We start from the raw sequence: 22,445 nt of genomic DNA, 5'->3' as shown, positions 1-22,445 counted from the left end.
TTCTAGCCACAGGTCCCTATGAGGTCAAAGCGTGAAAGCCACTTCAGGGAAATCAGAGCACGTGTGGCAGTGGGGCCAGCATGCGTCGAAGGAATGGCAGGTCCTCGGCGAGTGCCTTGCGACCCAAGTGCAGCGCCTTGGAGGCAAGCTCCACGGAGGGCACGACATCCAGTGGTGACAGCGTGCGCGAGAAGCGCTTGATGTGATGCGCGTAGGGCAGGTTGGGCGCCACCGTCATGGCGGCCAGGCGTTGGAGCGGAAGCCAGAACGGCGTGGTGAGCCGGGGCGCGAAGCCATCCAACGCGAGGATGAGCGTGTTGCGCGTGCCGATGCGTCCGCGCGCGACGGCCTTCCACGCGGCCTTCGCCGGCAGGTTGTCCACGAGGCCCCCGTCGATGAGGCGCGCCACGCCGTGGTGGGCGAGCATCCCGTCCAGGAGCGAGTGCATGCGAGGGTCCTCGCGCAGCACGTCGTAGTGGATGACGCCGGGCAGGGCGGAGGAGAAGCCCGCGGCGTCCAGCGCGTCGAATTCGCCGGTGGCGTCGTCTGCGCCCAGGTGCAGGCGCACGGTGATTTCGGGGCGGGTGAACAGCTCTCCAATCGCGCCCATGGCGGCCTGGATTCTGCGCGCCACGCCCGCGGGGTTGAGCAGGCCCAGGGGGCTGGTGCCCAGCAGGCGCTCGTAATACTCGAGCGGGCGGGGGAGCATGCCTCGGCGGATGCCGCCCACGGTGATGATGGTGGGCACCGGAAGGTCCTTGAGGCGCATGCCGCTGCCCTCGGGCCCCGCGCCGAAGAAGCGTCCCAGACCCGCGCGCAGGAACAGGCGCAGCGCCGCGGGCAGGCCGTAGCGGCTCTCCGTGGAGATGAAGCGGAAGAGCTTCCGGAAGGACAGCCCCCGGACGATGTTGGTCATCTCCGTGGGGTCGAAGCGGGCCATGCGCGAGCGCATGATGGCGAGGATGGCGCCCATGGACGCGCCCGCGAGCAGCTTCGGCTCCAGGCCGTGCTCGGCCAGAAGGCTCATCACCCCCAGGTACACGAAGGCGGTGCCGCCGCCGCCGCCCGTCACCATCACCAGCTCCTTGTGACGCAGCTCGCGGTCCAACGCCTCGGGTGGCACGCGTCCGCGCAGCCTCGCCACCACTCCGTCACGCGCCTTCGCGGCGTGCTCGCGCAAGTCCCTCACGTGGGGCACCAGCCTGTCTCTCGTCGGAGGCCGGAGTCCTCCCAGCACGGGCGTGAGGCGGCGCTCCACCTCTTCGCGGAACGGCGTGAGCAGCGCGCCCACGCCCACGTCGAGTCCTCCGTGCTGAACCTTGTAGAGCCGGGCGAGGGATAGCGCCGTGCGAAGGATGGCCTCCTCGCGCGCGTCGAGCAGGCCGGGGGACGCCAGGGAGGCGCGCACGAGCGACAGCTCCAGCTCCTCGAGCGGCCGGGTGATCTGGAAGCGTTCCTTCAGGAGCACGGGTGGGCCAGGGCCTCGGTGGGCGCGAACCCCGAGCATACACCGCGCGTCGGACCTCCTCCCGCCGCCCTCGGGAGGGCGGGCGTCATGAAGGACCTCACGCCTGGGCGATCTGCGGCAGGTTGGCGCGGGCCTTCTCGATGTCGCCCTCGTACTTGAGGACGAGATTGAGCGTGGAGGCCACGACGTCCGAGGTGAGCTGCTCCGCGTTGAGCAGCACCAGGCTCTGCGCCCAGTCCAGCGTCTCGCTGATGGAGGGCGCCTTCTTCAAGTCGAGCGCGCGGATGGCGGCGACGGCTTCCACCACCTGCTCGGCCAGCACCTGCGGCACGTGGGGCAGCCGCGAGCGGACGATGCGCAGCTCCCGCTCCCGGTCCGGGAAGTCGATGTGCAGGTGCAGGCAGCGGCGCTTGAGCGCGTCGGACAGCTCGCGCGCGTTGTTGGACGTCAGCAGCACCCGGGGGATGTGCTTCGCGTGGAAGGTGCCCAGCTCGGGGATGGTGACGGCGTTGTCGGAGAGGACCTCCAGCAGGAAGGCCTCGAACTCCGGGTCCGCCTTGTCGATTTCGTCCACCAGCAGCAGGGCGGGGCGCTCGGAGAGCTGGGCGCGGAGGATGGGACGCGGCAGGAGGAAGCGCTCGGAGAAGAAGACGGCGTCGCTCGAGGCCAGCCGGTCCGCCGCCTCCGACAGCGTGGACGTGCCCTGCACCATCTCCCCAATCTTGTCCTTGAGGAGCTGGGTGTAGAGCAGCTGCTTGGCGTACTCCCACTCGTAGAGAGCCTTGGCCTCGTCCAGGCCCTCGTAGCACTGGAGGCGGATGAGTTCGCGGCCCAGCGCCGTGGCCATGGCCCGCGCCAGCTCCGTCTTGCCCACGCCCGCGGGTCCTTCGACGAGGATGGGCTTGTCCATCCGGTCGGCCAGGAAGGCCGCCGTGGCGATCTCCGGGGAGGGCAGGTATCCCACCTGCTCCAGGTGTTTCTCCGCGTCCGCCACGCTGGTGAAGGTGCGGATTTCTGCCGTCGAAGGGGGGCTCACCCGGCTGAACTTAACCGACGGCCCCCCAGGCGACTGCGGCAAAAATGCCAGGGTCCGTGGACCCGGTCCCCAACCTTCCTGCCCCGCTGCCCTCCAACCCTGCGGAAAAACGCGGGGAAATTATTTGCGCACCGTGGGCACACGTCATGCATCTCTACGGCGCAACTCACGAAGGAAAGCAGCGAGGTCCGTGGTCATGGTGTGGGCGTGGATGAGGATGGTGATGGCGGTGGCAATCATCCTGTTGCCGGGTGGTTTCCCCCTGCTGTTGTCGTACATCGCCGTGCGGACGCTGGTGAGCCGCTGGCGGGAGGCGCAGTCGCAGGCGCACAGCGTCGGCCGCGAGGCTTCCCTCCGCGACGTCCTCGCCACGCTGCACTTCAAGGAGCTGGTGCGCGACGCGCGCGCGGCCCTCTGAGTTTTCCGCCTCGGTAGGGCATGGATGTCGCGGCCGGACGGCTCGCGACGCTGCCCGAGGCACCCCGGCCCCGTGCCGGCCTTCCGGCGGGTGCCGGGATTCCAGACAGCACGAGGTGGGGATTTCCAGCGGAGGGCCGCCACCATGGCGGCGGCCCCCGGGAAGCGGGCTACTTGTCCAGCTCGTCCACCAGCGCCGTCCAGTCGTCGTCTTCCTTCACGCCGCCGACGGGGATCTGCATGACCATGGTGCGGTCGGTGGGCTCCGACTCGTCGCCACCCAGCGGTGCGGGGGCGGGGGCGGCGGCCTTCTTGGCGGCGGGGGCGGGCTTCGCGGCGGCCTTGGCGGCCTTGGCGGGAGCCGCCGCCGCGGCGGGGATGACCTGATTGAGCTGCGGCCTGGTCGCGAGCTCGTCGTCCTCGGGGGCTGGAGCGGCCTTGGCGGCCTTGGCGGCCACCGGGGCGGGCGTGGCGGGTGACTTGCTCTTGAATCGAGCCAGTTCCAGCTCCGCGACCTTGAGCGCCTTGCTCTTCTCCTGCACGGACTGCTGCAGGCGGGTGACTTCCTGCGTCTTGATGGCCTCGCGGCGTTCCAGCTCCGCCTTCTGCTTGGCGCCCAGCTCCTCGATTTCGCGCAGCTGCCGCGTCTCCAGGTCCTTGCGCTCCTTCTGGGCGGTGGCCAGTCGGGCGGCGGCCTCGTTGGCCTTGCCCTCGGCGGCGGCGACCTTGGCGGCCAGGTCCTTCTCCGCGCGGGCCTTGGCGCCCTGGGCGTTCTCCAGTGCCAGCTCCAGGTCCTGCGCCTTCTTGGCGCGGGTGGCGAGCTGGGCCTGCATGTCCTTGGCCTTCGCCTCGGCGTCGGCGGCCTTCGCCTGGGCCTCCTGGGTGAGCTGCGCGACGCGCTGCTCGGACTTGGCCAGCTTCGCCGCCAGCTCGTCGGAGGCGCGCTTCGCCTCGGCGCGCTCCTGCTGCGCCTGCTGTGCCTGCTGCTGGAGGCGGGCCTCGGATTGCTGGAGCTGACCGTTGATGCCGTCGCGCTCCTGCGTCAGCTTCTGGTGCTGGGCACCCGCCGCGCGCAGCTGCTCCTCGCGCTCGCCGAGCGTCTTCTTCGCCAGCTCGAACTGGTTGTTGAGCCCGGCCATCTGCTGGCCGAGTCCGTCCGCGTGGCGCTTGGCGTCGGCGGCCTGGGTCTGGAGCTTGGTCTCCATCGCCTTGAGCTGCTCGGTGCGGGTGGCGACCTCGCGGTTGAGCACCTCGGCCTGACGCATCTTCTCCTGCGTCACCTGGGTGAGCTTGCGCAGCGTGTCCGACAGCTCCTTGCCCTTGGTGGCCAGGTCGTTCTGGAGCAGCTCCTCGCGGCGCTGGGACTCCTCGGTGAGCGCGTCCAGCCGCTCCTTGAGGGTCGCCCGTGTGTCCTCCACCTGCGCGAGCTGGGAGGACAACTGGGTGACTTCCGCCACCCGGGCGCCCAGCTCGTGCTTGGTGATGGTGAGCTGTTCGCCCAGCTCCTCCACCTGGTTGCGCGTTTCGTTGAGGTCCGCTTCCAGCGCGGCCTGGGTGTTGGCGGCCTGCTGACGGCTGTTGGAGTGGGCCTGCTGCTCGCGCGACAGGGCGTCGCTCGTCGCGGCGAGCTGTCCCTGCACCTGCTCCAGCGACTGGCTGGTGGCCTCCAGCTCCGAGCGCAGCCCGTCGCGCTCACCCGTGAGCGCCTCGATGCTCGCGCTCGTCTCGGCGGCGAGCTTCTCGTGCGCGGCCCGCTCCGCCTCGTAGTTGCCCAGCGTCTCCGCGAGCTCTCCGCGCAGATTCCCGATCTGGCCGGTGAGCAGTTGCTCCAGAGCGTCCTTGGCCTCGCTCAGGGCCTGCAGCTCGGCGATGCGCTGGTCCCGCTCGCCCGTCGTCCTGGCCAGCGCGGCCTGGGTCGTCCGCAGCGTCTCGTGCGTGTCATCCAGCTCGACCTTGAGGCCGTCGCGCTGCGCGGTGGTGGTGCCCAGCGCGTCGCGCGTCTCCTCCAGCGTGTTCTGCGTCTGGGTGAGCGTCTGGCTGGTGGCCTCCAGCTCGCCGCGCGTCTCGGCCAGCGTGCCCTCTGTCTGGGCCAGCGTGCCTTGCGTGTCCGCGAGCTGCTGCTCCGTGCGCGACAGCGTGTCCTGCGTCTGCGAGAGCGTCTGGCTGGTGGCCTCCAACTCGCCGCGCGTCGTCGACAGCGCCTCTTCCGTCTGGGCCAGCCGCGTCTGCGTCTCGCTCAGCGACTGGCTGGTGGCCTCCAGCTCGCCCCGCGTCTCGGAGAGCGACTGCTCCGTGCTCGCCAGGGTGTTCTGCGTGTCCGCGAGCTGCTGCTCGGTGCGGGCCAGCGTGTCCTGCGTCTGCGAGAGCGTCTGGCTGGTGGCTTCCAGGTCTCCCGTCAGCTCGGAGATGCGCTGATCCCTCGCCGCGACGTCGCCCTGGAGCCCCTCGATGGTGGACTCGCGCTGGGCGACGGTGTCCTCCAGCGACACGACGCGCGCCTGGAGCTGATCTCCAATGCGCTGCGACTCCTCGAGCTGCGAGGTGAGGGCTTGAATCTGGCCGGTGAGGTCGGCCTCCAGCTCGGCCTTCGCCGCGCGAAGCTCCTCGAGCTGCCGGGTGAGGTCCTCGTCCAGCGCGTCCTTGGCGATTTGAAGCGCCTCGAGACGGCCGGTGAGGTCCTCTTCCAGCGCGTTCTTCGCGTCGGTGAGCGCCTGGAGTTCGCCGGACAGCTCGGCTTCGCGGTCGGCCAGGTGCGCCTTGACGGCCTCGACCTCGCCCTCCAACTCGCCGATGCGCTCCAGTTGCTGCTGGATGTTGGAGTTGAGGTCGGCCTCGGTGCGCTCGTTGCGCTCGATGGCCTCCGCCAGCTCGCGGTCCAGGGAGGAGATCTTCGCGTCGCGGTCATCGACGCGCTGATTGAGCTCCGTCTCCTGCGCGTCCTTGTCCATCCGGAGCTGCTCGCGCTCGCTCGTGGTGCGCGCGAGGTCCGCCTCCAGATCCGCCACCTGCTGACTGAGGCGCGCCTCCAGCGAGTCGCGCTCCGCGTTCAGCCGGATGATCTCCGCGTCGCCCCGGGCGCCGTGCTCCTCGGCGGAGGCGGCCCGGGTCTCCAGGCCGCGGACGGTGGTGTCGCGCTCCTGCTCCGTCTGCTGCAGCCGCTCCTGGAGGGCCTGAATCTCTCCGTCCAGCTCGGCATAGCGCTGATCCCGCTCGCTGACGGTGCGGCCCAGCTCCGACTCGAAGTCGTCGCCGCGCTTGCCCAACTGGGCGATCTCCGCCTCGTTCGCGCGGACGGTGTCCTGGAGCTTCTGCTCCTTGACCTCGAACTCCAGCGTGACGACGTTGTGGAGCTTCTCGAGCTTGTCGAACTCGGCTCGCAGGTGCTCCAGGTCGGTGCCACGCCGCGCGATTTCGTCCTCGCGGTTGTGGACCTCCTTGCGGAGCACGTTGATGTCCTTCTCCTTGGATGCGACGACCTCGATGAGGTCCTTCTCCGAGGAGAACTTCTGCAGCAGCAGGTCATCGACGGTGGCGCCGTGCTCGCGTTCCTTCTGGAGCATGGCTTGCTGCGCTTCATTGAAGCGGCGCAGCAGGTCGTCCACCTGCATCTTGAGGCCTTGCAGCTCCACGTCCTTCTCGTGGAGCCGGTCCTCGCCGGACAGGAGCTCGCGCTCGCGCACGCTCCAGATTTCGGAGAGGCGGGCGAGCTGGGCCTCGCGCGTCTTGAGCTCGTCGCGGAGGATTTGGATCTTCCCCTCCGGCGTGCCCATCAGCTCGCGGCGAGGAGGCGGGCGCTTGAGCTGACGCGACTCCGCCAGCAGCTCCGCCTTGCGGTCGGCGATGGATTGGAACGCGCGGTCGAGGAACGCGCGGTCCTCTTCCGTCATCGCACTGCGTCGTTCGCGCTTGGGGAGCTTGGGTGGGCCGCCGGGACTGGTGCGGATGGCGGGCATCGGAGGCGGAGCCTCGCGCGGGTTGCCGGAGAGCGCGGCGTCGAGGTCCGCGTCGGATTCCTCCGCACCCGTGGGGACGATGCCGGTGCTCAACGAGGCGAGCTCTCCCATTTCGAAGGGGATGACGAGGTAGCCGTCCGCGGCGCCCGGCGTCTGCCGGTGCTGCGTCAAGCCTTCGACTCCCGTGTCGGAGGACAGGAGCAGGACCTTGAGATTCTGGCCCCACTTGCCCTTCTTGATCTGCCCGCACAGCGTGAACCCGGATTGATCCGGCAGCTCGGCTCGGAGGACGACGAGATCCGGCCGGCGTTTCTCCAGCTCGCGCTGCGCATCCGTGGCAGTCGCCGCCATGGCGGTCTGGTAGCCCGCGCTCTTGAGCACGGTCGCCATGCTGAGGGCGAAGTCGTTTTGGCTTTCAACGATGAGGACGCGGCGCTCCATGAAGCCCTTCCACCCGCAAAAAGTGCAGTGAAAACCGCAACATCCTACTGGGCGGGCCCGAGGCTTGGAAAGTTTCCGGAGGGTGCTCGGTTGGCTGCTTCACGAGCCCTTGCCGCGAACGGTGCCTTGTGCACGGGGCGTGGGGGGCAACCTGGACGGATCCGTGTCGTCGTCCCGCCCCGGGAAGGTGGTGGGGGGAGTGTGACGGGCGAACCGAGTGCCTTCCGGCGGACAGTACCCGTGGGCGAGCTGGGCGAACCAGGGGTTGAGCGTCGAGGAGAGCGGCTCGGGGGCGGGGCCGTCTTCTTCCGCCGTCTCCTCGGGGAGGGCCTCGTCGGGTTCGGCCTCCTGGAGGTCGTCCTCGTCTTCGATCAGCTGGGCGGCGCTGCTGACGGAGACCTCGGCCTCCTCGACCTCGTCGCTGCTGATTTCGTCGGGTTCGTCGAGACGTGGGTGCGAGTGGGATGGGGTAGGTCCTGCTTCGTCACCATCCTCGATGGCCTGGGCTTCGTCTTCGGAGATCTCCTCGGGCTCGTCCTCGGGCTCGGCGGGCTTCAGGGAGGGGCGGGCGGCGGCCCCTTCGATGGGTTCCAGCCGGGGCGGCCCGTCCACGGACATCAGGCGAGGCGGACGCTGGCGAGGGGGGACGGGAGGCGGGGCGCTGGCGCGAGGGGGGAGTGCCGGCGGGCGATCAACCTCGCTCGGGCCGCCAGGTCGGAGCATCTGTGGGCCGCGCTCCGTGTCTGGCGCGTGGTCTCCGAGGGCCGGACGATCCGTGATGGCGGGGACGGGGCCTGGGGTCAGGACGGGAGGCGGACGCTCCGGGTCGGAGGCGCTTCCACGGAGCGAGACGGCGCGGCCGGGCTCGGTGGGTGGGGTGGGGCGAACCAGTGGAGGGAGGCGATCGGTGTCCGAGGTCCCTCGCGGGCGTTCGGGCTCGACGACTCCCGAGGGGCGTGGCGTGCGGCGCTCGGGATCCGTGGCTCGTGGCGGAAGCTCGGGGACGGCCGTGCGGCCCGACGGACGCTCGGGGTCGGTGGTCGTACCCGTGTGAGCCGAAGCGCGCTCCGCGTCGACCACGGAAGAGGTCCGGCCCGAGGGCCGCTCGGGTTCGGGGACCGGTGTACCGCGAGCTGACGGACGCTCCGAGTCGGTAGAGGAGCCCGAGCGGGTCGAGGGCCGCTCAGGCTCGGGGACCGGTGTACCGCGCGCCGACGGACGCTCCGAGTCGGTAGAGGAACTCGTGCGACCCGTTGAACGCTCAGCGTCGGAGACCGAGTGCGTACGTCCCGATGGGCGATCCGCGCCGCGTTCCGAGTCGAGGGACTGAGTCCCCTTCGTCGGCGTGGTGAGGGACGACATCCGACGGGACGGTGTCTCCACTCTCGACGAGGTGCTGCGGCTGGCGAGCACAGAGCGCGCTGGGATGATCGGCGTCGGCGCGGGCGCTTCGTCATCGTGCCTCGCCGCGATGGGGCTGCGGACGATGGGCGTAGGCGAAGGCGGCTCGTCCCGCTGAAGCGGCGCGGGTGCCCGGACGATGGGCGTTGGCGAAGGATGCTCGTCGAACGGAAGCGGCGCAGGCGCTCGAACGATGGGGGTAGGCGAGGGCGGCTCTTCGCGAGGAATCGGCGCGGGCGCCCGAACGATGGGCGTAGGTGAAGGAGGTTCTTCGCGAGGAATCGGCGCGGGCGCCCGAACGATGGGCGTAGGCGAAGGCGGCTCGTCCCGCTGAAGGGGCGCGGGCGCCCGAACGATGGGCGTAGGCGAAGGCGGCTCGTCGAGCGGAAGCGGTGCGGGCGTCCGTACAACTGGCGTGGGCGAAGGCGCCTCGTCGATGCCCAGCGCGGCCGGTGCGCGGACGACCGGCGTGGGTGAGGGCGATTCCCCCGTGCGCTCACTCTCCTCCACGGGTGAGCCCGCCTCAGAGCGCGCGCGGGATTCATCAGAGGACTTCGAGGACTGCGGCTCCACCGGCGTCGGGCCAGGGGGCGCATCCTCCAGCAGCGGTGTCGCGGACTTGCTGGACACCTCGTCCTTCTCGTCCTGCGCGCGCTCCTCGCGTGCCTCCACCGGATCCGCGGAAGACTTCTCGTCGGCTCCCACCACCTCGGGCGACACCGCGCGAGTGGGCGTGACAGGTGTCGGATCCGCCGTCATCGCCGGGGTGGCGAGGGGTGTCGGCTCGGAATGCGAGGGCGCCGCCATTCCATTCGACGCCGAGGACTCCGTGCTCGACGTCGTCGCGGCGGGCGGGGCCGCTCGCTCGCGCAGGGGCAGGCCCATCACGACGGGCGGCTCAATGGGACGTGCGTCCGGCTCCGTCTTGACGAGCCGCGTATCGAACCCGTCCTCCAGAACCATCCCCATCACCACGGGCGGGTCGTCGCTGGGGGCGTCGTCCGACGACGGCGCCGTGTTCTCCGCGACGGGCTCCCGCTTCTCCGGCTGGGGAATCTTCACCCGACCGCTGTCCGGAGGCAGCAGCGTCGCGAGCCGGCTGGTCGGCGTCCCCGTCACCATCGTCGCCGCCGGGAGATCGTCCTCGCTCGTGCTTGTCACCGGACCCGTGCGCTTCTCCAGCAGCGAGTCGTAGAGGTCCAGCAACTGACCTCGGATGACGCCGGCGTCGAGCGCGGCCTCGGCATGCTCACGGGCCCGATTGCCCAGCTCGACGCGGCGCGGAATGTCGCGCGCCAGCTCGATGATGCGGTCGGCCATGGCCCGGCTGTCCCCTGCCGGGAAGAAGAGGGCGGCGTCCTCCGGAATCAGCTCCCGGCAGACAGGCAGGTCGGCGGCGATGACCGGGCGGCCCGCGGCGAAGTACTCGGACACCTTCGCCAGGGGTCCTCCCTGGAGCCGGTTGCGCTCCACGTCGTCGAGCGCGAGCACGCCCACGTCCGCCAGCGCGAGCACCTTGGCCACGTCGTCATGGTGCACGGGCGGCTGGAACTCCACCCGGTCCTTGAGCCCCAGCTCCTTCACGAGCTCGTCCAGATGGGGCTGCCAGTCCGGGTGCTGCGCTCCCACCAGGGTGAGGCGCACCTCGACCTGCTTCGCCGCAAGCGCGACCGCGCGCAGCAGCGTCGGCAGGCCCTGCCAGCCCACGTGGCTGCCCAGGTACATCAACCGCAGGGGCTCGCCATCCGGCGCCCCCAGCGCGTCGGGGACGTAGGGCGCCAGGTCCACCGGCGCGCGGACGACCCGGATGAGCTCCTCGCTCGCGCCGAGCGACTGGATGTACGAGCGCGTCGTCTGGGAGCCGGTGACGATGAGGTCCGCGTTCATCAGGCAGAACAGCTCCTGCCTGCGGACCTTCGACAGGAAGCGCCGGTCGCCCTCCGTCTGCGGATGCGTGTAGCGCAGCTCCTGCGAGGGGAACGTCTGCGCCTCATAGATGAGGCGGTAGCCGTAGTCCCCCTTCAGCTCGCACAGGGCATAGCCGCCGAAGGGGTCAGTGAAGTGGCAGAGCGCGTAGTCCTCGCTCTCGAGCTGACGGCGCACGGCCCGCTCGAACGCCTGGATTCGCGAGGCAAGGTCTCCCGAGCCTACTGGGACGCGCAGCAGTCGAGCACCCTGGTACTTCTCGATATGGGAGTGGTCGGGCGTCTTCGCCGACAGCACCACCACGGAGAAGCGATCCGGTAACGCCTTGAGGTACTCGGTCAAACGACGTGACGAGCCGGAAGGGCCGGGGATGACGTCGAAGCTGCACAGGAGCAGTCTGGGCAGGTCGCTCAAAGCGGGAGCAGAATACCGAGGTGCATCCTGGGTGTCATCGGGTGAGGTGGTGGGAAGGGGGTCGGGCGACGAACACAAGCAATGCTGGCACGTTGACCCACCACGGCCGGCGACCTAAAGGCGACCTTGCCCATGGACGACCTCAAGAGCGTCACCGTCGGCTCCCTGAGAGAGCTGGCCCGGAAGCACCTGGGGAGCGGATACAGCAAGCTCAATAAGGAGGAGTTGATTGCCGCCCTGGCCGGGTTCGTGCCCTCGCTCGCCAGGCTTGCCCGGTTGGTCGGCATCGAGCTTCCTCGCAAGGGCCCCGCCGCGAAAAAGTCCTCTTCCGGGCCCGCCCGGCCCGTGACGCCCTCCGCCAGGTCCAAGCAGGTGACCCGGAGCGCGCCCAAGGCCGCTCCCTCGGTGAAAGTCTCCGCGAAGGCTTCCAAGGCCAAGGCCGAACCCACGGTGAAGGGGAGGGCGGCGGCGGCAAAGGCGAAGGGCGCGGCGACGGCTGGGGCGACACCAGCCCGGGCGAAGGCACAGGGCCCGGTGAAAGTTCCGGCCACGCCATCCAGGGAGAAGGCCCCGGCGAAGGTCGCTGCGGCGGCATCCAAGGAGAAGGCCCCGCGCGATTCTCCATCGAAGGTCGTGGCGGCGGCAGCCAAGGCGCTGGGCAAGCTCCCCGCGAAGGTCGCGGCGGCGGCGTCCAGGGCCTTGGGCAAGCTCCCTGGGAAGGTCGCGGCGCCCCCCATCGCCCCCCTCGTCGAGGCGAGAACGTCCTCGGCCCCACTCGCCACGGACACGCCGCGTGCAAAGACTCCACGAAAGGCGGCCACCGAGATGTCGGAGCAGGGACGTGTCACCGCACCCAAGCGCGTGGCGGCCAAGCGCGCCTCAGAGAAGTCCGACAGCTCACCTTCCGCACGCCCGGCCCACATCGTGAACTTCCCTCCCAAGCCTCGTGGTTCGCGCGACACCGTGACGTCGACCGAGCCCGAAGCCGTGCTCGGTTCCAACCCTGACGCGGCGCGGCCCTTCAGCCCGTCCGCCTCCAGCACCGAGGCTCCACCAGACGAGCCCGTGGAACAGCACCCCGCCGAGCCGCTCGTCGAGGGCTTCTTCGTCGCGCGCGTCCGAGGCGAGGCCGAGGCCCGTCGCCATCACCTCCAGCAGCCACCCGCGCCCACGCCGGAAGCGTCCCTCCTCGCCGCGCCGGAGCCCGAAGCGCAGGAGCCGCTTTCCCGCGAGTACCACGACGACACCGCGCTGCTGCTCCCGCGCGACCCGCATACCCTCTTCGCCCTCTGGGATTTCAGCCCCGCGACGAGGTCTCGCGCGATGCAGGGACTGGAGGAGCCGCGGTCCGTCCTGCGTGTCTTCGATGGGGAGTCCCTCGTGCGCGAGGTGGACTGCTCACTGGAGTCACGCAGTTACTACATCCATGGACTTCCACCGGGGCGCCCGTACCGCGTCGAAGCCCATTTCGTCGGCCGCGATGGCAAGGCGCATCGCATCGGCCCCTCCAGCAATCGCGTGGCGCTCCCTCCCTCGGGCGTATCGACGGACACGTCCGTGCGCTTCCTGCGTCGGCCCGTCCCGGTGGAGCCCGAGGCCCCCGTCGCTGTAGCCCCAGTCCCCACGCTGGCGCCGGAGAATCACGAGCGCGAGTACATCACGTGGCACCGGGTCAACCTGCCCGGGAGCGCGGGAGTGAAGGACATCCCCGTGGTCCACCGCGAAGGTGTCGGTCCCGGTGCTCCTCCCTCACCCGAGGGCCCCGGCTCCCAGGCGGGCTCCGGCACCTATCTGCAAGGCATCGAGCGCGCGCCGGGTGCCTCGGACCAGCGCTATCTCGCCTCGCATCGCTACCTGGATGCACAGGAGCGCGCGCCCGGCGCCTCGGACATGCGGTACGGCGAAGGCACGGTGCGCCCCGCGTCGTCGCCGCGTGCGTTCGAATACCTCGAACTCGGGCAGGTGCGTGCACCGGGCTCCTCCGAACAGCGCTATTCGGAAGGCGCGGCACAGGCCTCGCAAAAGGACGCCCGTCCTCCGTACCAGTACCTGGACATCGCTCGCGCGCCGGGCGCCTCGGACATGCGCTACGCCGAGCCTCCTCCCAGGTCCGCCGGACCCATGGACGCAGGTGGCCTCGAGGCACCTCTTCGCCCCACGGGCACCACGGGCTCCACGGAGCTGCACTACTTCGAGGCCCCCGCGCGTGCGCCCGGTGCCTCTGACATGCGCTACTTCGAGTCGCCGCCCCGCGCTCCCGGAGCTTCGGACCGGCGCTACTCGGACCTGGTGGGAGGCTCGAGTCCAGAGCCGGTGACGATGGGGACAGGCAGCTCGGACCAGGACTCGAACCGGAAGCCGCCCTCGGGCGGGGGCCGCTCGTGAACCCGCAAGGACACCTCCACCAACCATGAGCCTGGGCTCCCTCTCACTCGTCCTTCACGCGCATCTCCCGTTCGTCCGACACCCCGAGCACGAGGACTTCCTCGAGGAAGACTGGCTCTACGAGGCCATCTCCGAGACGTACCTCCCGCTGCTCCTCGCCTTCGACTCCCTGGCGGAGGATGGCGTCCCGTTCCGACTGGCGATGACGCTGTCGCCCACGCTCGTCACCATGCTGCGCGACGAGCTTTTGATGACGCGCTACGCACGGAAGCTGGACCAGCTCTGCGAACTGGGCGCGCGCGAGGTCCACCGCACCCGGACCGACGCGACCTTCGGGGCCCTGGCGCGCTTCTATCGGGACCACTTCGAGACGCTGCGCCGCGCCTTCCACGACCGCTACCGCGGAGACCTCGTCGCCGCGTTCCGGCGCCTCCAGGACGCGGGATATCTGGACATCCTCACGTGCAACGCGACGCACGGGTTCCTGCCGCTCATGCAGCAGGTGCCCGAGGCCGTGCGCGCCCAGGTGATGGTGGCCTCCAACCACTACCGTCAGCACTTCGGAAGAGACCCGGCCGGCATCTGGCTGGCCGAGTGTGGCTACTACCCGGGCCTGGAGCGCATCCTCGCCGCCGAGCGCATCCGCTACTTCTTCGTGGACACGCATGGCCTGACGGACGCCACGCCGCGTCCGCTGCACGGCCCCTACGCGCCCATCTTCACCGAGGCCGGTGTCGCCGCCTTCGCGCGGGACCCCGAGAGCAGCCAGCAGGTCTGGAGCTCCGAGTACGGCTATCCCGGCGACCCGGACTACCGCGAGTTCTATCGGGACATCGGCTGGGACCTGGACCTCGACTACATCCGTCCCTTCATCCAGCCGACGGGCGACCGGAAGAACACGGGCTTCAAGTACTACCGCATCACCGGGAAGACGGACGACAAGCGCCCCTATGACCCCGCGCTGGCGCGAGAGCGCGCCGCCGTGCATGCCGGCAACTTCCTCTTCAACCGGCAGCGGCAGATAGAGCACCTGGCCTCGCGCCTTGGCGGTCGCAAGCCCGTGGTCGTCTCGCCCTACGACGCGGAGCTGTTCGGCCACTGGTGGTTCGAGGGGCCGTGGTTCCTGGAGGCCTTCATCCGCAAGGCGGCACGCGAGCAGTCCACCTTCGACCTGGTGACGCCGTTGGATGACCTGCGAGAGAACCCAGAGAACCAGGTGGCCACGCCGCCGATGTCCTCGTGGGGCGCGGGGGGCTATGCCCACATGTGGCTGGATGGCACCAACGACTGGGTCTACCGCCATCTGACCCACTGCGCGCGGAAGATGGTGGAGCTCGCGCGTGACTTTCCGGACGCTCCGGCGCTCCAGCGTCGTGCGCTCAACCAGGCCGCGCGGGAGCTGTTGCTCGCGCAGAGCTCCGACTGGGCCTTCATCCTGAAGACGGGCACCATGGTGGAGTACGCGAAGCGGCGCACCCAGGAGCACGTCCAGCACTTCCTCCGGCTGCATGACGAGCTGAGGGCGGGCACCATCGACGAGGGCTGGCTTGCTCAGTTGGAAGGGCGCGACAATCTCTTCCCGGAGCTCGACTACCGCCTCTATCGACTGGGATGAACTCAGGGGCTCGCGGGTGTCGGGCCCCGATTGTTTCGGTGGATGACCGTCGGCCGTTTCGCTTGCCGGACCGCATTTCGGCTTTAGCTTGGGGAGCATATGACCCGTTCTTCCGTCGCGTTCCGGAGCGCCCTGGCCACCGCGCTGCTCCTCGCCGTCCCGTCGGCTTCGTGGGCGCAGACCGCGGCGCCCGCTCCCGCGCAAGGCCGGCCCGGCAACCTCCAGCCGGCCACGCGCGAGGCGCAGGCGCTTCCGTCGCTGGCGCCGCTGGTGGACTCGGTGAAGTCGGCCGTCGTCAACGTGGACGTGCAGGCGCGCGGCGGTGGAGGCGCGAGGGGCATGGAGGACAACCCGCTCTTCGACCGGTTCTTCGGTGGAGGCGCGGGGGGCAGGGGAGGCAAGGAGCAGCTCCGTCAGGGCGCGGGCTCCGGCTTCATCATCGAGCCGACGGGCATCGTCCTCACCAACAACCACGTGGTGGAGGACGCCGTCTCCATCACCGTGCGACTGGATGACGGGCGCTCGTTCTCCGCTTCGGTGGTGGGAAGAGATCCTCTCACCGACGTCGCGGTGGTGAAGATCAAGGACAAGGTGGAGGGCCTGCCCACGGTGAAGCTGGGCGACTCCGACGGACTGCGCGTGGGGGACTGGGTCGTCGCCATCGGCAATCCCTTCGGACTCGCGTCCAGCGTGAGCCTGGGCATCGTCTCCGCTCGCGCGCGCGACATCGGCGCGGGGCCGTACGACGAGTTCCTCCAGACGGACGCGGCCATCAACCCGGGCAACTCCGGCGGTCCGCTGTTCAACATGCGAGGCGAGGTCGTCGGCATCAACACGGCCATCGTCGGCGGTGGCACGGGCATCGGCTTCGCGGTGCCCAGCAACCTGGTGAAGGCGCTGGTGCCGGCGCTGGAGAAGGAAGGCTCCGTCACGCGCGCGTGGCTGGGCGTGGGCATCCAGGACTTGACGCGGGACCTGGCGAGCGCACTCAAGCTGCCGGTGACGGAGGGGGCCATCCTCACGCAAGTCAATCCGGACTCTCCGGCGGCGAAGGCGGGCCTGAAGTCGGACGACGTCGTCACCGCCATCGACGGGCAGACGGTGACGTCCAGTGGCCAGCTCACGCGCACCGTGGCGCTCAAGCGTCCGGGCAGCACCTCCACGCTGACGTTGTTCCGCGAGGGCAAGAAGCAGGACGTGAAGGTGATGCTCGGCACCCGGCCCGACCTGGAGGGCGTCACCGCGCGCAAGCCGCAGGGGGAGGACTCGCAGGAGAGCTCTCGCCGCGTGGGCGTCAGCCTCCAGAACCTGGATGCGCGCACCGCGCAGCAGGCGGGCTTCAACGAGCGCCAGGGCGCCCTCATCACCGACGTGATTCCGGGCTCTCCGGCGGACCGCGCGCAGCTCGAGCCGGGCATGGTGGTGGTGGAAGCCAACCGCAAGCCGGTGAAGAACGCGGACGACCTGGCCAAGTCGATTCGCGCCGCGCCCGAGGGCAGCACGTTGCTGTTGCGCGTGGCGACTCCCGGAGGCGGTCGCATGCTGCGCGCGCTGCGCATGCCGTAGTGGAGCGACGGACATGAGCGTCAACTACGTCGCGCTCGGAGACAGCACGGCCGTGGGCGTGGGAGCGACGCGCGGCGGCGGCTACCCCGAGCGCCTCGCCTCGCGACTGCGCAAGGACGGGCTCTCCGTGGGCCTCACCAACCTGGGCGTCAGCGGGGCGCGCATCCGCGACGTCTTCACCGGGCAGGTGAAGGCCGCGGTGGCCGCGCACCCCACGCTGGTGACGCTGGGCGTGGGCACCAACGACATCTGGCGTGGCACTGCGGTGGAGGACTTCCAGGAGGACCTGGAGCGCATCGCCCGCCGGCTGAAGCAGACGGGCTCGCCGCTGGTGCTGGTGAACATCGCGGACCTGGCCCTGGCACCCGTCGCGAAGCTGGTGCCCAGTGCCCTCTACGAAGGCCGCATCGAGCCCTTCAACGCCGCCATCGCCCAGGTGGCGCGCACGGAGGGGTTGCACCTGGTGGACCTGTACACCGCGAGCCAGGAGATGTTTCCCCGCGCGCCGCGGTTCTTCTCGGGCGACGGCTTCCACCCGTCCGCGGAAGGTTACGAGGAGTGGGCGGACCTGATGCTTCCCACGGTGCGCACGCTCGTGTCCCGCTGAGCCGTGCGCGGTTCGTCCTACGCCTTGGCCACGCCGCTCGGAGGAACGGGGCCGGTGGCCTCGGCGGGAGGCGTGTGGGGCCCGCGCTCGCGGCCGGGGTGGATTTCCATCCCCATCTCGAACGGCGTGGTGCGGTTGCGGCCCGTGCGCTTGCTGCAATAGAGGGCCGCGTCCGCGCTGTCGACGAGCCCCTCCTGCGTGTTGGCGTCCGTGGGGAAGTGGGACACGCCCACGGACACGGTGACGTGGCCGCCCGGGAGGCCCGGCTGCGAGAGGACGATGGTCTCCGCCACCGCGCGGCGCAGCTTCTCCGCCACCTCCACCGCGTCCTGCTTGGTGGCATGGGGAAGCAGGAGCACGAACTCCTCGCCGCCGTAGCGCGCGAGCGTGTCCACCTTGCGCACGCGCGAGCGGAGGATGTCGCAGACGCGGCGGAGCGTCTCGTCACCCGCCCGGTGGCCGGCCAGGTCGTTGAGGCGCTTGAAGTGGTCCACGTCCACCATGAGCAGCCCCAGCGGCGTGCCGAAGCGCTGCGCGCGCGCCAGCTCCAGCTCCATTCGCTGGAAGAGGTGACGGCGGTTGGGCACCCCCGTCAGCGGGTCCGTCATGGTGAGCTTCACCGTCTCCGCGTGCAGCCGAGCGTTCTTCACCGCCGCCGCCGCGATGTCCGCCACGGCGGTGAGCAGCTCGATTTCCCCCGCGGAGAAGCTGGCGATGAGCGGACGCTGGAAGTTCACCACGCCCATGAGCGTGCCCGCATGCACCATGGGCACCGCGAGCAGCGCGCCCGTGACGAGCGCGTCCTTCTCCAGTCCCCGGCGCGCGAAGATGCTGGTGGGGTCCCCGACGTCCGGCAGGTACACCGCCTTGTGCGTCTGCGCCGCCCGGCCACAGGCGCCTTCGCCCACCGAGAAGATGAGGCCCTCCGAGCCACGCCCCTCCGGCCACGCCTGGCGCACCTCCAGCGTGCCCTCCGCGCTGACGAGCATGATGGAGAACTCCGGAATCTGGAGCCGCTCCACCACCAGCCGCGTGACACCCTCCAGCAGCTCGTCCAGCTCCAGCGTGGAGCTGAGGGAGCGCGTCACGTCGAACAGCAGCGACAGCTCGCGCAGGCGCTCTTCCAGCTCGTCCTTGAGCGCGAGCTTCTCCTTCACCAGCTCCAAGTCCCGGTGGGTGTCGATCTCCTCCGCCTTCATGGTGGTGAGCCGCGCCAGCATCTGGTTGAAGGCCGCGCCCAGGCGCGCGATTTCATCCGTGCCGCGCACGTCCGCGCGCACCAAGAGGTCTCCCGCCTCCGCGCGCCCCATGGCCGCGCTCAGCCGGCGCAGCGGACGCGTCAGGTTGAAGTGCAAGGACAGCGCGATGACGAGCGCGAGGATGACGGCGAACACCGCCATGGACCCCAGCGCGCCACCGAACACCCGCGTCAGTTGCTGGTGCAGCGCGGGCTCCGTCATCCGCATCTGCAGGACACTGGCGCCGGGCACTTCTCCGCGCGAGTGACAGCTCCCGCACTCCGGACCGCCCAGGGGCCGCACCACCTCCGTCACCCCGTCCGCGGAGCGCGCCGTCTCAGGGCCGGGGCGGGTGAGGCGCGAGGCCTCCGGGTGCACGGTGCCAATCTCGGAGGGCGCGCGGGACCAGCGCACCCGTCCATCCGGCGTCAGCACGCGCACATCCGCCACCGAGCGGAACAACCGCGTGTCCGAGTGGAGCACCTCCGTCACCGCGCCATGCGCGTGGGAACCGGGACCCTGCGGCAACAGGAACGTCGAGGCGACGAACTCCGCGAGTGCGAGCGACTCCACCTGTGTGGCGTCCTGCACCGCCACCCGCGCCTCGCGCCAGAAGTGGCCCACGCCCAGCAACGTCACCACCAACCCAGGCAGAGCGATGCTCCAGAGGAGCTTGCGGCCTACGGTGTCGGGACCCAGGGGCATGCGCGCGTTCGCGTCACTTCGTTCGAAAGGATTCAACCCGTTTCACGAAGAGTCAGAGGAATTGTCAATGGGCTGACGCGGACTGTCAAACGTACTTGCATGGGAATTTTATCATTCCGTTGGCGCATCCAGCTGACGCACGTCGACGTCCGCATGCGTCGCGCCAGGCCTGACGGATATGAAGGACCTCCTCATGGCAACCGAGCTGCTCACGTCCTCGCTGCTCCCCGTTCCACACGGCTTCGCGACGCGCGCGGGCGGTGTGTCGGAGGGGCCCTTCGCCTCGCTCAACCTCGGCTTCTCCACGGGAGACGACCGGGAGAAGGTGGAGGAGAACCTCCGCAGGCTCGCCGTGGCGGCGGGCGCTCCGCTGGGCTTGCTGTCGCGCGTGTCCCAGGTGCACGGAGACCGGGTGCTGGAGGCTCGAGTGGAGGAGGCTCTGGTGGCGGAGGAGGGCGCCGACACGCTGCGGCCTCCCGAGGGCGAGGCGGACGCGCTATGGACCGGCGTGCCCGGGACGTGGGTGGCGGTGGGCACGGCGGACTGCGTCCCGGTGTTGCTGGTGGACCCGGACGGGCGGCGCGTGGCCGCGGTGCACTCGGGGTGGAAGGGGACGGACGCGGACATCAGCGCACGTGCCGTGGAGGCGCTGGTGGCGCGGGGGGCCCGGCCGGAGCGGCTGCTCGCCGCCGTGGGGCCGGCGATTCAGCGCTGTTGCTATGAAGTCTCCGCCGAGTTGGGACAGCGCTTCACGGCGCGCTTCGGCTCGGAAGTGGTGGTGGAGGAGGGCGGGCGCATCCGGTTGGACCTGTCACGCGCGGTGCGGCTGACGCTGCTGGGCGCGGGGCTGCGGGCGGCCCATGTGGACGTGCTACAGGTCTGTACCGCGTGTGAGCCCTCGCGGTTCTTCTCCCACCGGCGTGATGCGGGGCGGACCGGACGGCACCTCAACCTGGTGGTAAACCGGTTCTAGAAGGGGAGCGACGGCCGTTTTCTTGACGCTCTCCGACGTGCCTTCCTATCCTCGCAAGGGACTTTCATCCGTCGAGGCCCGTGCTCGAGCGCTCCGCCATCTTCCGATTGCTCGCCGCAGCGCCGCTCTGCGCGCTGTGCGCCTGTGCCACGACTTCCGCCTCCCAGGCGGAGGTCGGGGCCCTGCAGGCGGAGCTTCGCGCGCTGCGCGAGTCGCAGACCCGCCTCGTCGACCGGCTGGAGCGGCTGGAGGCCCATGCCGCCGTCGAGCGCGCACGGACCCCGGGTTCCTCCCCCGCGACGAAGCAGGCCATCCCCGCGTCCGTGCGAGTCGCCGCCCCCGCGCAGGATGAGGCGCTGACGATGACTCCGGAGTTGTCGGTGGTGAAGCTCAAGCCGCGCTTCGAGCCCGCGCCCAGACTGGCCACGCAGGTGGCCGTGGTGGAGCCCGAGTCCGAGCAGGTGGAGATGTTCATCAGCAATGTGCCGGACGGCGCGCCGGAGTCCGGGTCGGGCGGGGCCACGATGGTGACCACGCGCGAGGATGACCCGGCGGATCAGCCGGACCCCGACGTGCTGGAGGCGGACTACGAGAAGTCCGTGTCGCTCCTGCGCACCGGCAACGTGGAGGGCGGCGTGCAGCGCCTGCGCCGCTTCTCCGAGGAGAACCCCCGCCACCCGCGCGCGGACAACGCGCTGTACTTCAGCGGGCTGGGGCAGATGGGGCTCAACGAGTTCAAGGACGCCGCCAGGACGTTCGAGCGGCTGATCGCCACCTATCCCGCCGGGGATGCCATGCTGGACGGCATGCTCCGGCTCGCCGAGTGCCGGATGCGGCTCAACCAGGCCGCGGATGCCCGGGCTCTCTACACGCGCGTCGTCACCCAGTTTCCGGGGACGGCCGCCGCCACGCAGGCGGAGCAGCGGCTCGCCGCGCTCCCGCAGTGAAGTCTTCTTCGAAAGGATGTCGTGCGATGCGCTCCCGGATCCTCACCTCGCTGATGCTGAGCCTCGCCGTCGCCCCCGCCTGGAGCGCACTCGCGCAGCAGGAGGGCGGCGACCCGGACGAGACCGAGGCTGGCAGCGAGACGGAAGGCGCCGAGGTCATGGACGAGGTGGCGCCCGAGCGTCCCTCCGGCACCAACGTGACGCTGCCCCCGGGCGCCGCCAAGGGCCGTGAGAGCGCCCCCGGCGTGGTCCACACCGTCGAGTCCGGTGACACGCTGTGGGATTTGTCCCAGCGCTACCTGGGCAGCCCCTGGTACTGGCCGAAGGTCTGGTCCTACAACCCGGAGATCGCCAACCCGCATTGGATCTACCCGGGCAACCAGGTGAGCTTCTTCGGTGGGGGCGAGGAAGTGCCCCAGCGCGTGGAGACCGACGACACCGTCGACGTGGCCGCGCCCACGGACCTGTCCGGTGGGGACATGGTCACCGTGTCGGGCAAGATTGGCTACGACGTGTCCTCATCGCGGCCGGTGACGACGCAGGGCTTCGTCACCCCGCGCGAGCTGGAGGAGGCGGGCCGCATCGAGGGCTCTCCGAACGGCGCGCTGATGCTGTCCTTCCCGGACAACGTCTACGTGCGGTTCAAGCGCAACGCCACCGCCAAGGTCGGTGACCGCTACGTCGTCTTCCACACCACGCAGGCGGTGAAGCACCCGCGCTCGCACAAGCAGCTCGGCTACCTCACGGACTTCGTGGGCACGCTGCGCGTGGTGCGCGTGGACAAGGGCGTCGTCACCGCGCAGATCGTCGACACCTGGGACGGCATCGAGCGTGGCGACCTGGTGGGCCCCTACGGCGAGAAGCTCAGCGAGCGCGTCGCCCCCCGGCCCAACACGAAGGAGCTCAACGCCACCGTCGTGACGGCGCTGGTGCCCTACCTGTCGCTGCTCGGTGAGCACAACACCGTGGTGCTGGACAAGGGCAGCGCGGACGGCGTCCAGCTGGGCAACACCTTCCTCATCCTCCGCCAGGGCGACCCGTCCCGGCAGGTGCTGGGCAAGCCGGAGCTGCCGCCCCCGCCCGCGTCCGACAAGGCGCTGCCGTGGGAGAACATCGGCATGTGCATGGTCACCGAGGTGAAGGAGCGCACCAACAACTGTCTGATGATGCGCTCCACCGAGGAGATCAACACCGGCGACCGCGCGTACATGCGCGTGAACTCCGCCCCCACCGCCAGCCGGTAGCTCCGGCAGGAAAAGTGCATCCCCTCCCGTCCAGGAGGGGTTGAGTGCTTGACCGGTGGCGGTCCGGTGTTTATGTGTCGCGCCCCTCCCTGCGGACCCCATCTTCTAT

Annotated in this window: 13 protein-coding genes; 8 read left to right on the top strand and 5 right to left on the bottom strand. The window is 70.1% G+C overall.

Annotated features, from left to right (window positions below; all coding sequences use genetic code 11):
- Positions 1–52: 52 nt before the first annotated feature.
- Together G4D83_RS15890 and G4D83_RS15885 are read right to left on the bottom strand one after the other, a co-directional pair.
- Complete coding sequence (locus G4D83_RS15890; protein ID WP_163865603.1) at positions 53–1,507, bottom strand: patatin-like phospholipase family protein; 1,455 nt, start codon at positions 1,505–1,507, stop codon at positions 53–55.
- A gap of 58 nt (positions 1,508–1,565) precedes the next feature.
- Positions 1,566–2,504, bottom strand: a complete 939-nt coding sequence (locus G4D83_RS15885; protein WP_163865602.1) for an AAA family ATPase — start codon at positions 2,502–2,504, stop codon at positions 1,566–1,568.
- A gap of 223 nt (positions 2,505–2,727) precedes the next feature.
- Here G4D83_RS15885 and G4D83_RS15880 point away from each other — a divergent pair, with 223 nt between their 5' ends.
- Positions 2,728–2,922 carry a hypothetical protein gene (locus G4D83_RS15880; RefSeq protein WP_407667154.1) on the top strand — a complete coding sequence of 65 codons (195 nt, stop codon included), beginning with the start codon at positions 2,728–2,730 and terminating at the stop codon, positions 2,920–2,922.
- 169 nt (positions 2,923–3,091) lie between these two features.
- Here G4D83_RS15880 and G4D83_RS15875 read toward each other — a convergent pair whose 3' ends face one another.
- Together G4D83_RS15875 and G4D83_RS15870 are read right to left on the bottom strand one after the other, a co-directional pair.
- Positions 3,092–7,315 carry a response regulator gene (locus G4D83_RS15875; protein ID WP_163865601.1) on the bottom strand — a complete coding sequence of 1,408 codons (4,224 nt, stop codon included), beginning with the start codon at positions 7,313–7,315 and terminating at the stop codon, positions 3,092–3,094.
- Between the two features lie 99 nt (positions 7,316–7,414).
- Complete coding sequence (locus G4D83_RS15870; RefSeq protein ID WP_163865600.1) at positions 7,415–11,056, bottom strand: glycosyltransferase; 3,642 nt, start codon at positions 11,054–11,056, stop codon at positions 7,415–7,417.
- Between the two features lie 132 nt (positions 11,057–11,188).
- Here G4D83_RS15870 and G4D83_RS15865 point away from each other — a divergent pair, with 132 nt between their 5' ends.
- The 4 genes from G4D83_RS15865 (at position 11,189) to G4D83_RS15850 (ending at position 17,229) form a co-directional block, all read left to right on the top strand.
- On the top strand, positions 11,189–13,441 hold the full coding sequence (locus tag G4D83_RS15865; RefSeq protein ID WP_163865599.1) for a DUF4912 domain-containing protein: 2,253 nt from the start codon (positions 11,189–11,191) through the stop codon (positions 13,439–13,441).
- Between the two features lie 25 nt (positions 13,442–13,466).
- The gene (locus tag G4D83_RS15860; protein WP_163865598.1) at positions 13,467–15,056 is read left to right on the top strand and encodes a glycoside hydrolase family 57 protein; all 1,590 of its coding nucleotides are present in this window, start codon (positions 13,467–13,469) and stop codon (positions 15,054–15,056) included.
- 99 nt (positions 15,057–15,155) lie between these two features.
- A complete protein-coding gene (locus tag G4D83_RS15855) occupies positions 15,156–16,622 on the top strand; it encodes a trypsin-like peptidase domain-containing protein (protein WP_163865597.1) in 1,467 nt (488 codons plus the stop codon).
- Between the two features lie 13 nt (positions 16,623–16,635).
- Positions 16,636–17,229 (top strand): SGNH/GDSL hydrolase family protein, encoded by a 594-nt coding sequence (locus G4D83_RS15850; RefSeq protein ID WP_163865596.1) that lies wholly within the window; start codon positions 16,636–16,638, stop codon positions 17,227–17,229.
- A 17-nt stretch (positions 17,230–17,246) separates the two neighbouring features.
- On the opposite strand, the gene G4D83_RS15845 is transcribed toward G4D83_RS15850, so the two are convergent.
- Positions 17,247–19,172: a GGDEF domain-containing protein gene (locus tag G4D83_RS15845; protein WP_163865595.1), complete on the bottom strand. Its 1,926-nt coding sequence runs from the start codon at positions 19,170–19,172 to the stop codon at positions 17,247–17,249.
- A 193-nt stretch (positions 19,173–19,365) separates the two neighbouring features.
- On the opposite strand from G4D83_RS15845, the gene pgeF reads away from it, so the two are divergent.
- The 3 genes from pgeF to G4D83_RS15830 all read left to right on the top strand — a co-directional run bounded on the left by pgeF (position 19,366) and on the right by G4D83_RS15830 (position 22,336).
- On the top strand, positions 19,366–20,145 hold the full coding sequence (pgeF, locus tag G4D83_RS15840; RefSeq protein WP_163865594.1) for a peptidoglycan editing factor PgeF: 780 nt from the start codon (positions 19,366–19,368) through the stop codon (positions 20,143–20,145).
- An 80-nt stretch (positions 20,146–20,225) separates the two neighbouring features.
- On the top strand, positions 20,226–21,092 hold the full coding sequence (locus G4D83_RS15835) for a tetratricopeptide repeat protein (protein ID WP_163865593.1): 867 nt from the start codon (positions 20,226–20,228) through the stop codon (positions 21,090–21,092).
- A gap of 26 nt (positions 21,093–21,118) precedes the next feature.
- Complete coding sequence (locus G4D83_RS15830) at positions 21,119–22,336, top strand: LysM peptidoglycan-binding domain-containing protein (protein WP_176437234.1); 1,218 nt, start codon at positions 21,119–21,121, stop codon at positions 22,334–22,336.
- Positions 22,337–22,445: the final 109 nt, after the last annotated feature.

Origin of the sequence: Myxococcus eversor (genome assembly GCF_010894455.1) — a bacterium.
In the GTDB taxonomy this organism is placed as follows: Bacteria; Myxococcota; Myxococcia; order Myxococcales; family Myxococcaceae; genus Myxococcus; species Myxococcus eversor.
The sequence above is the reverse complement of the archived record's forward strand: the minus strand, read 5'-3'. Positions and strand labels throughout refer to the sequence as shown.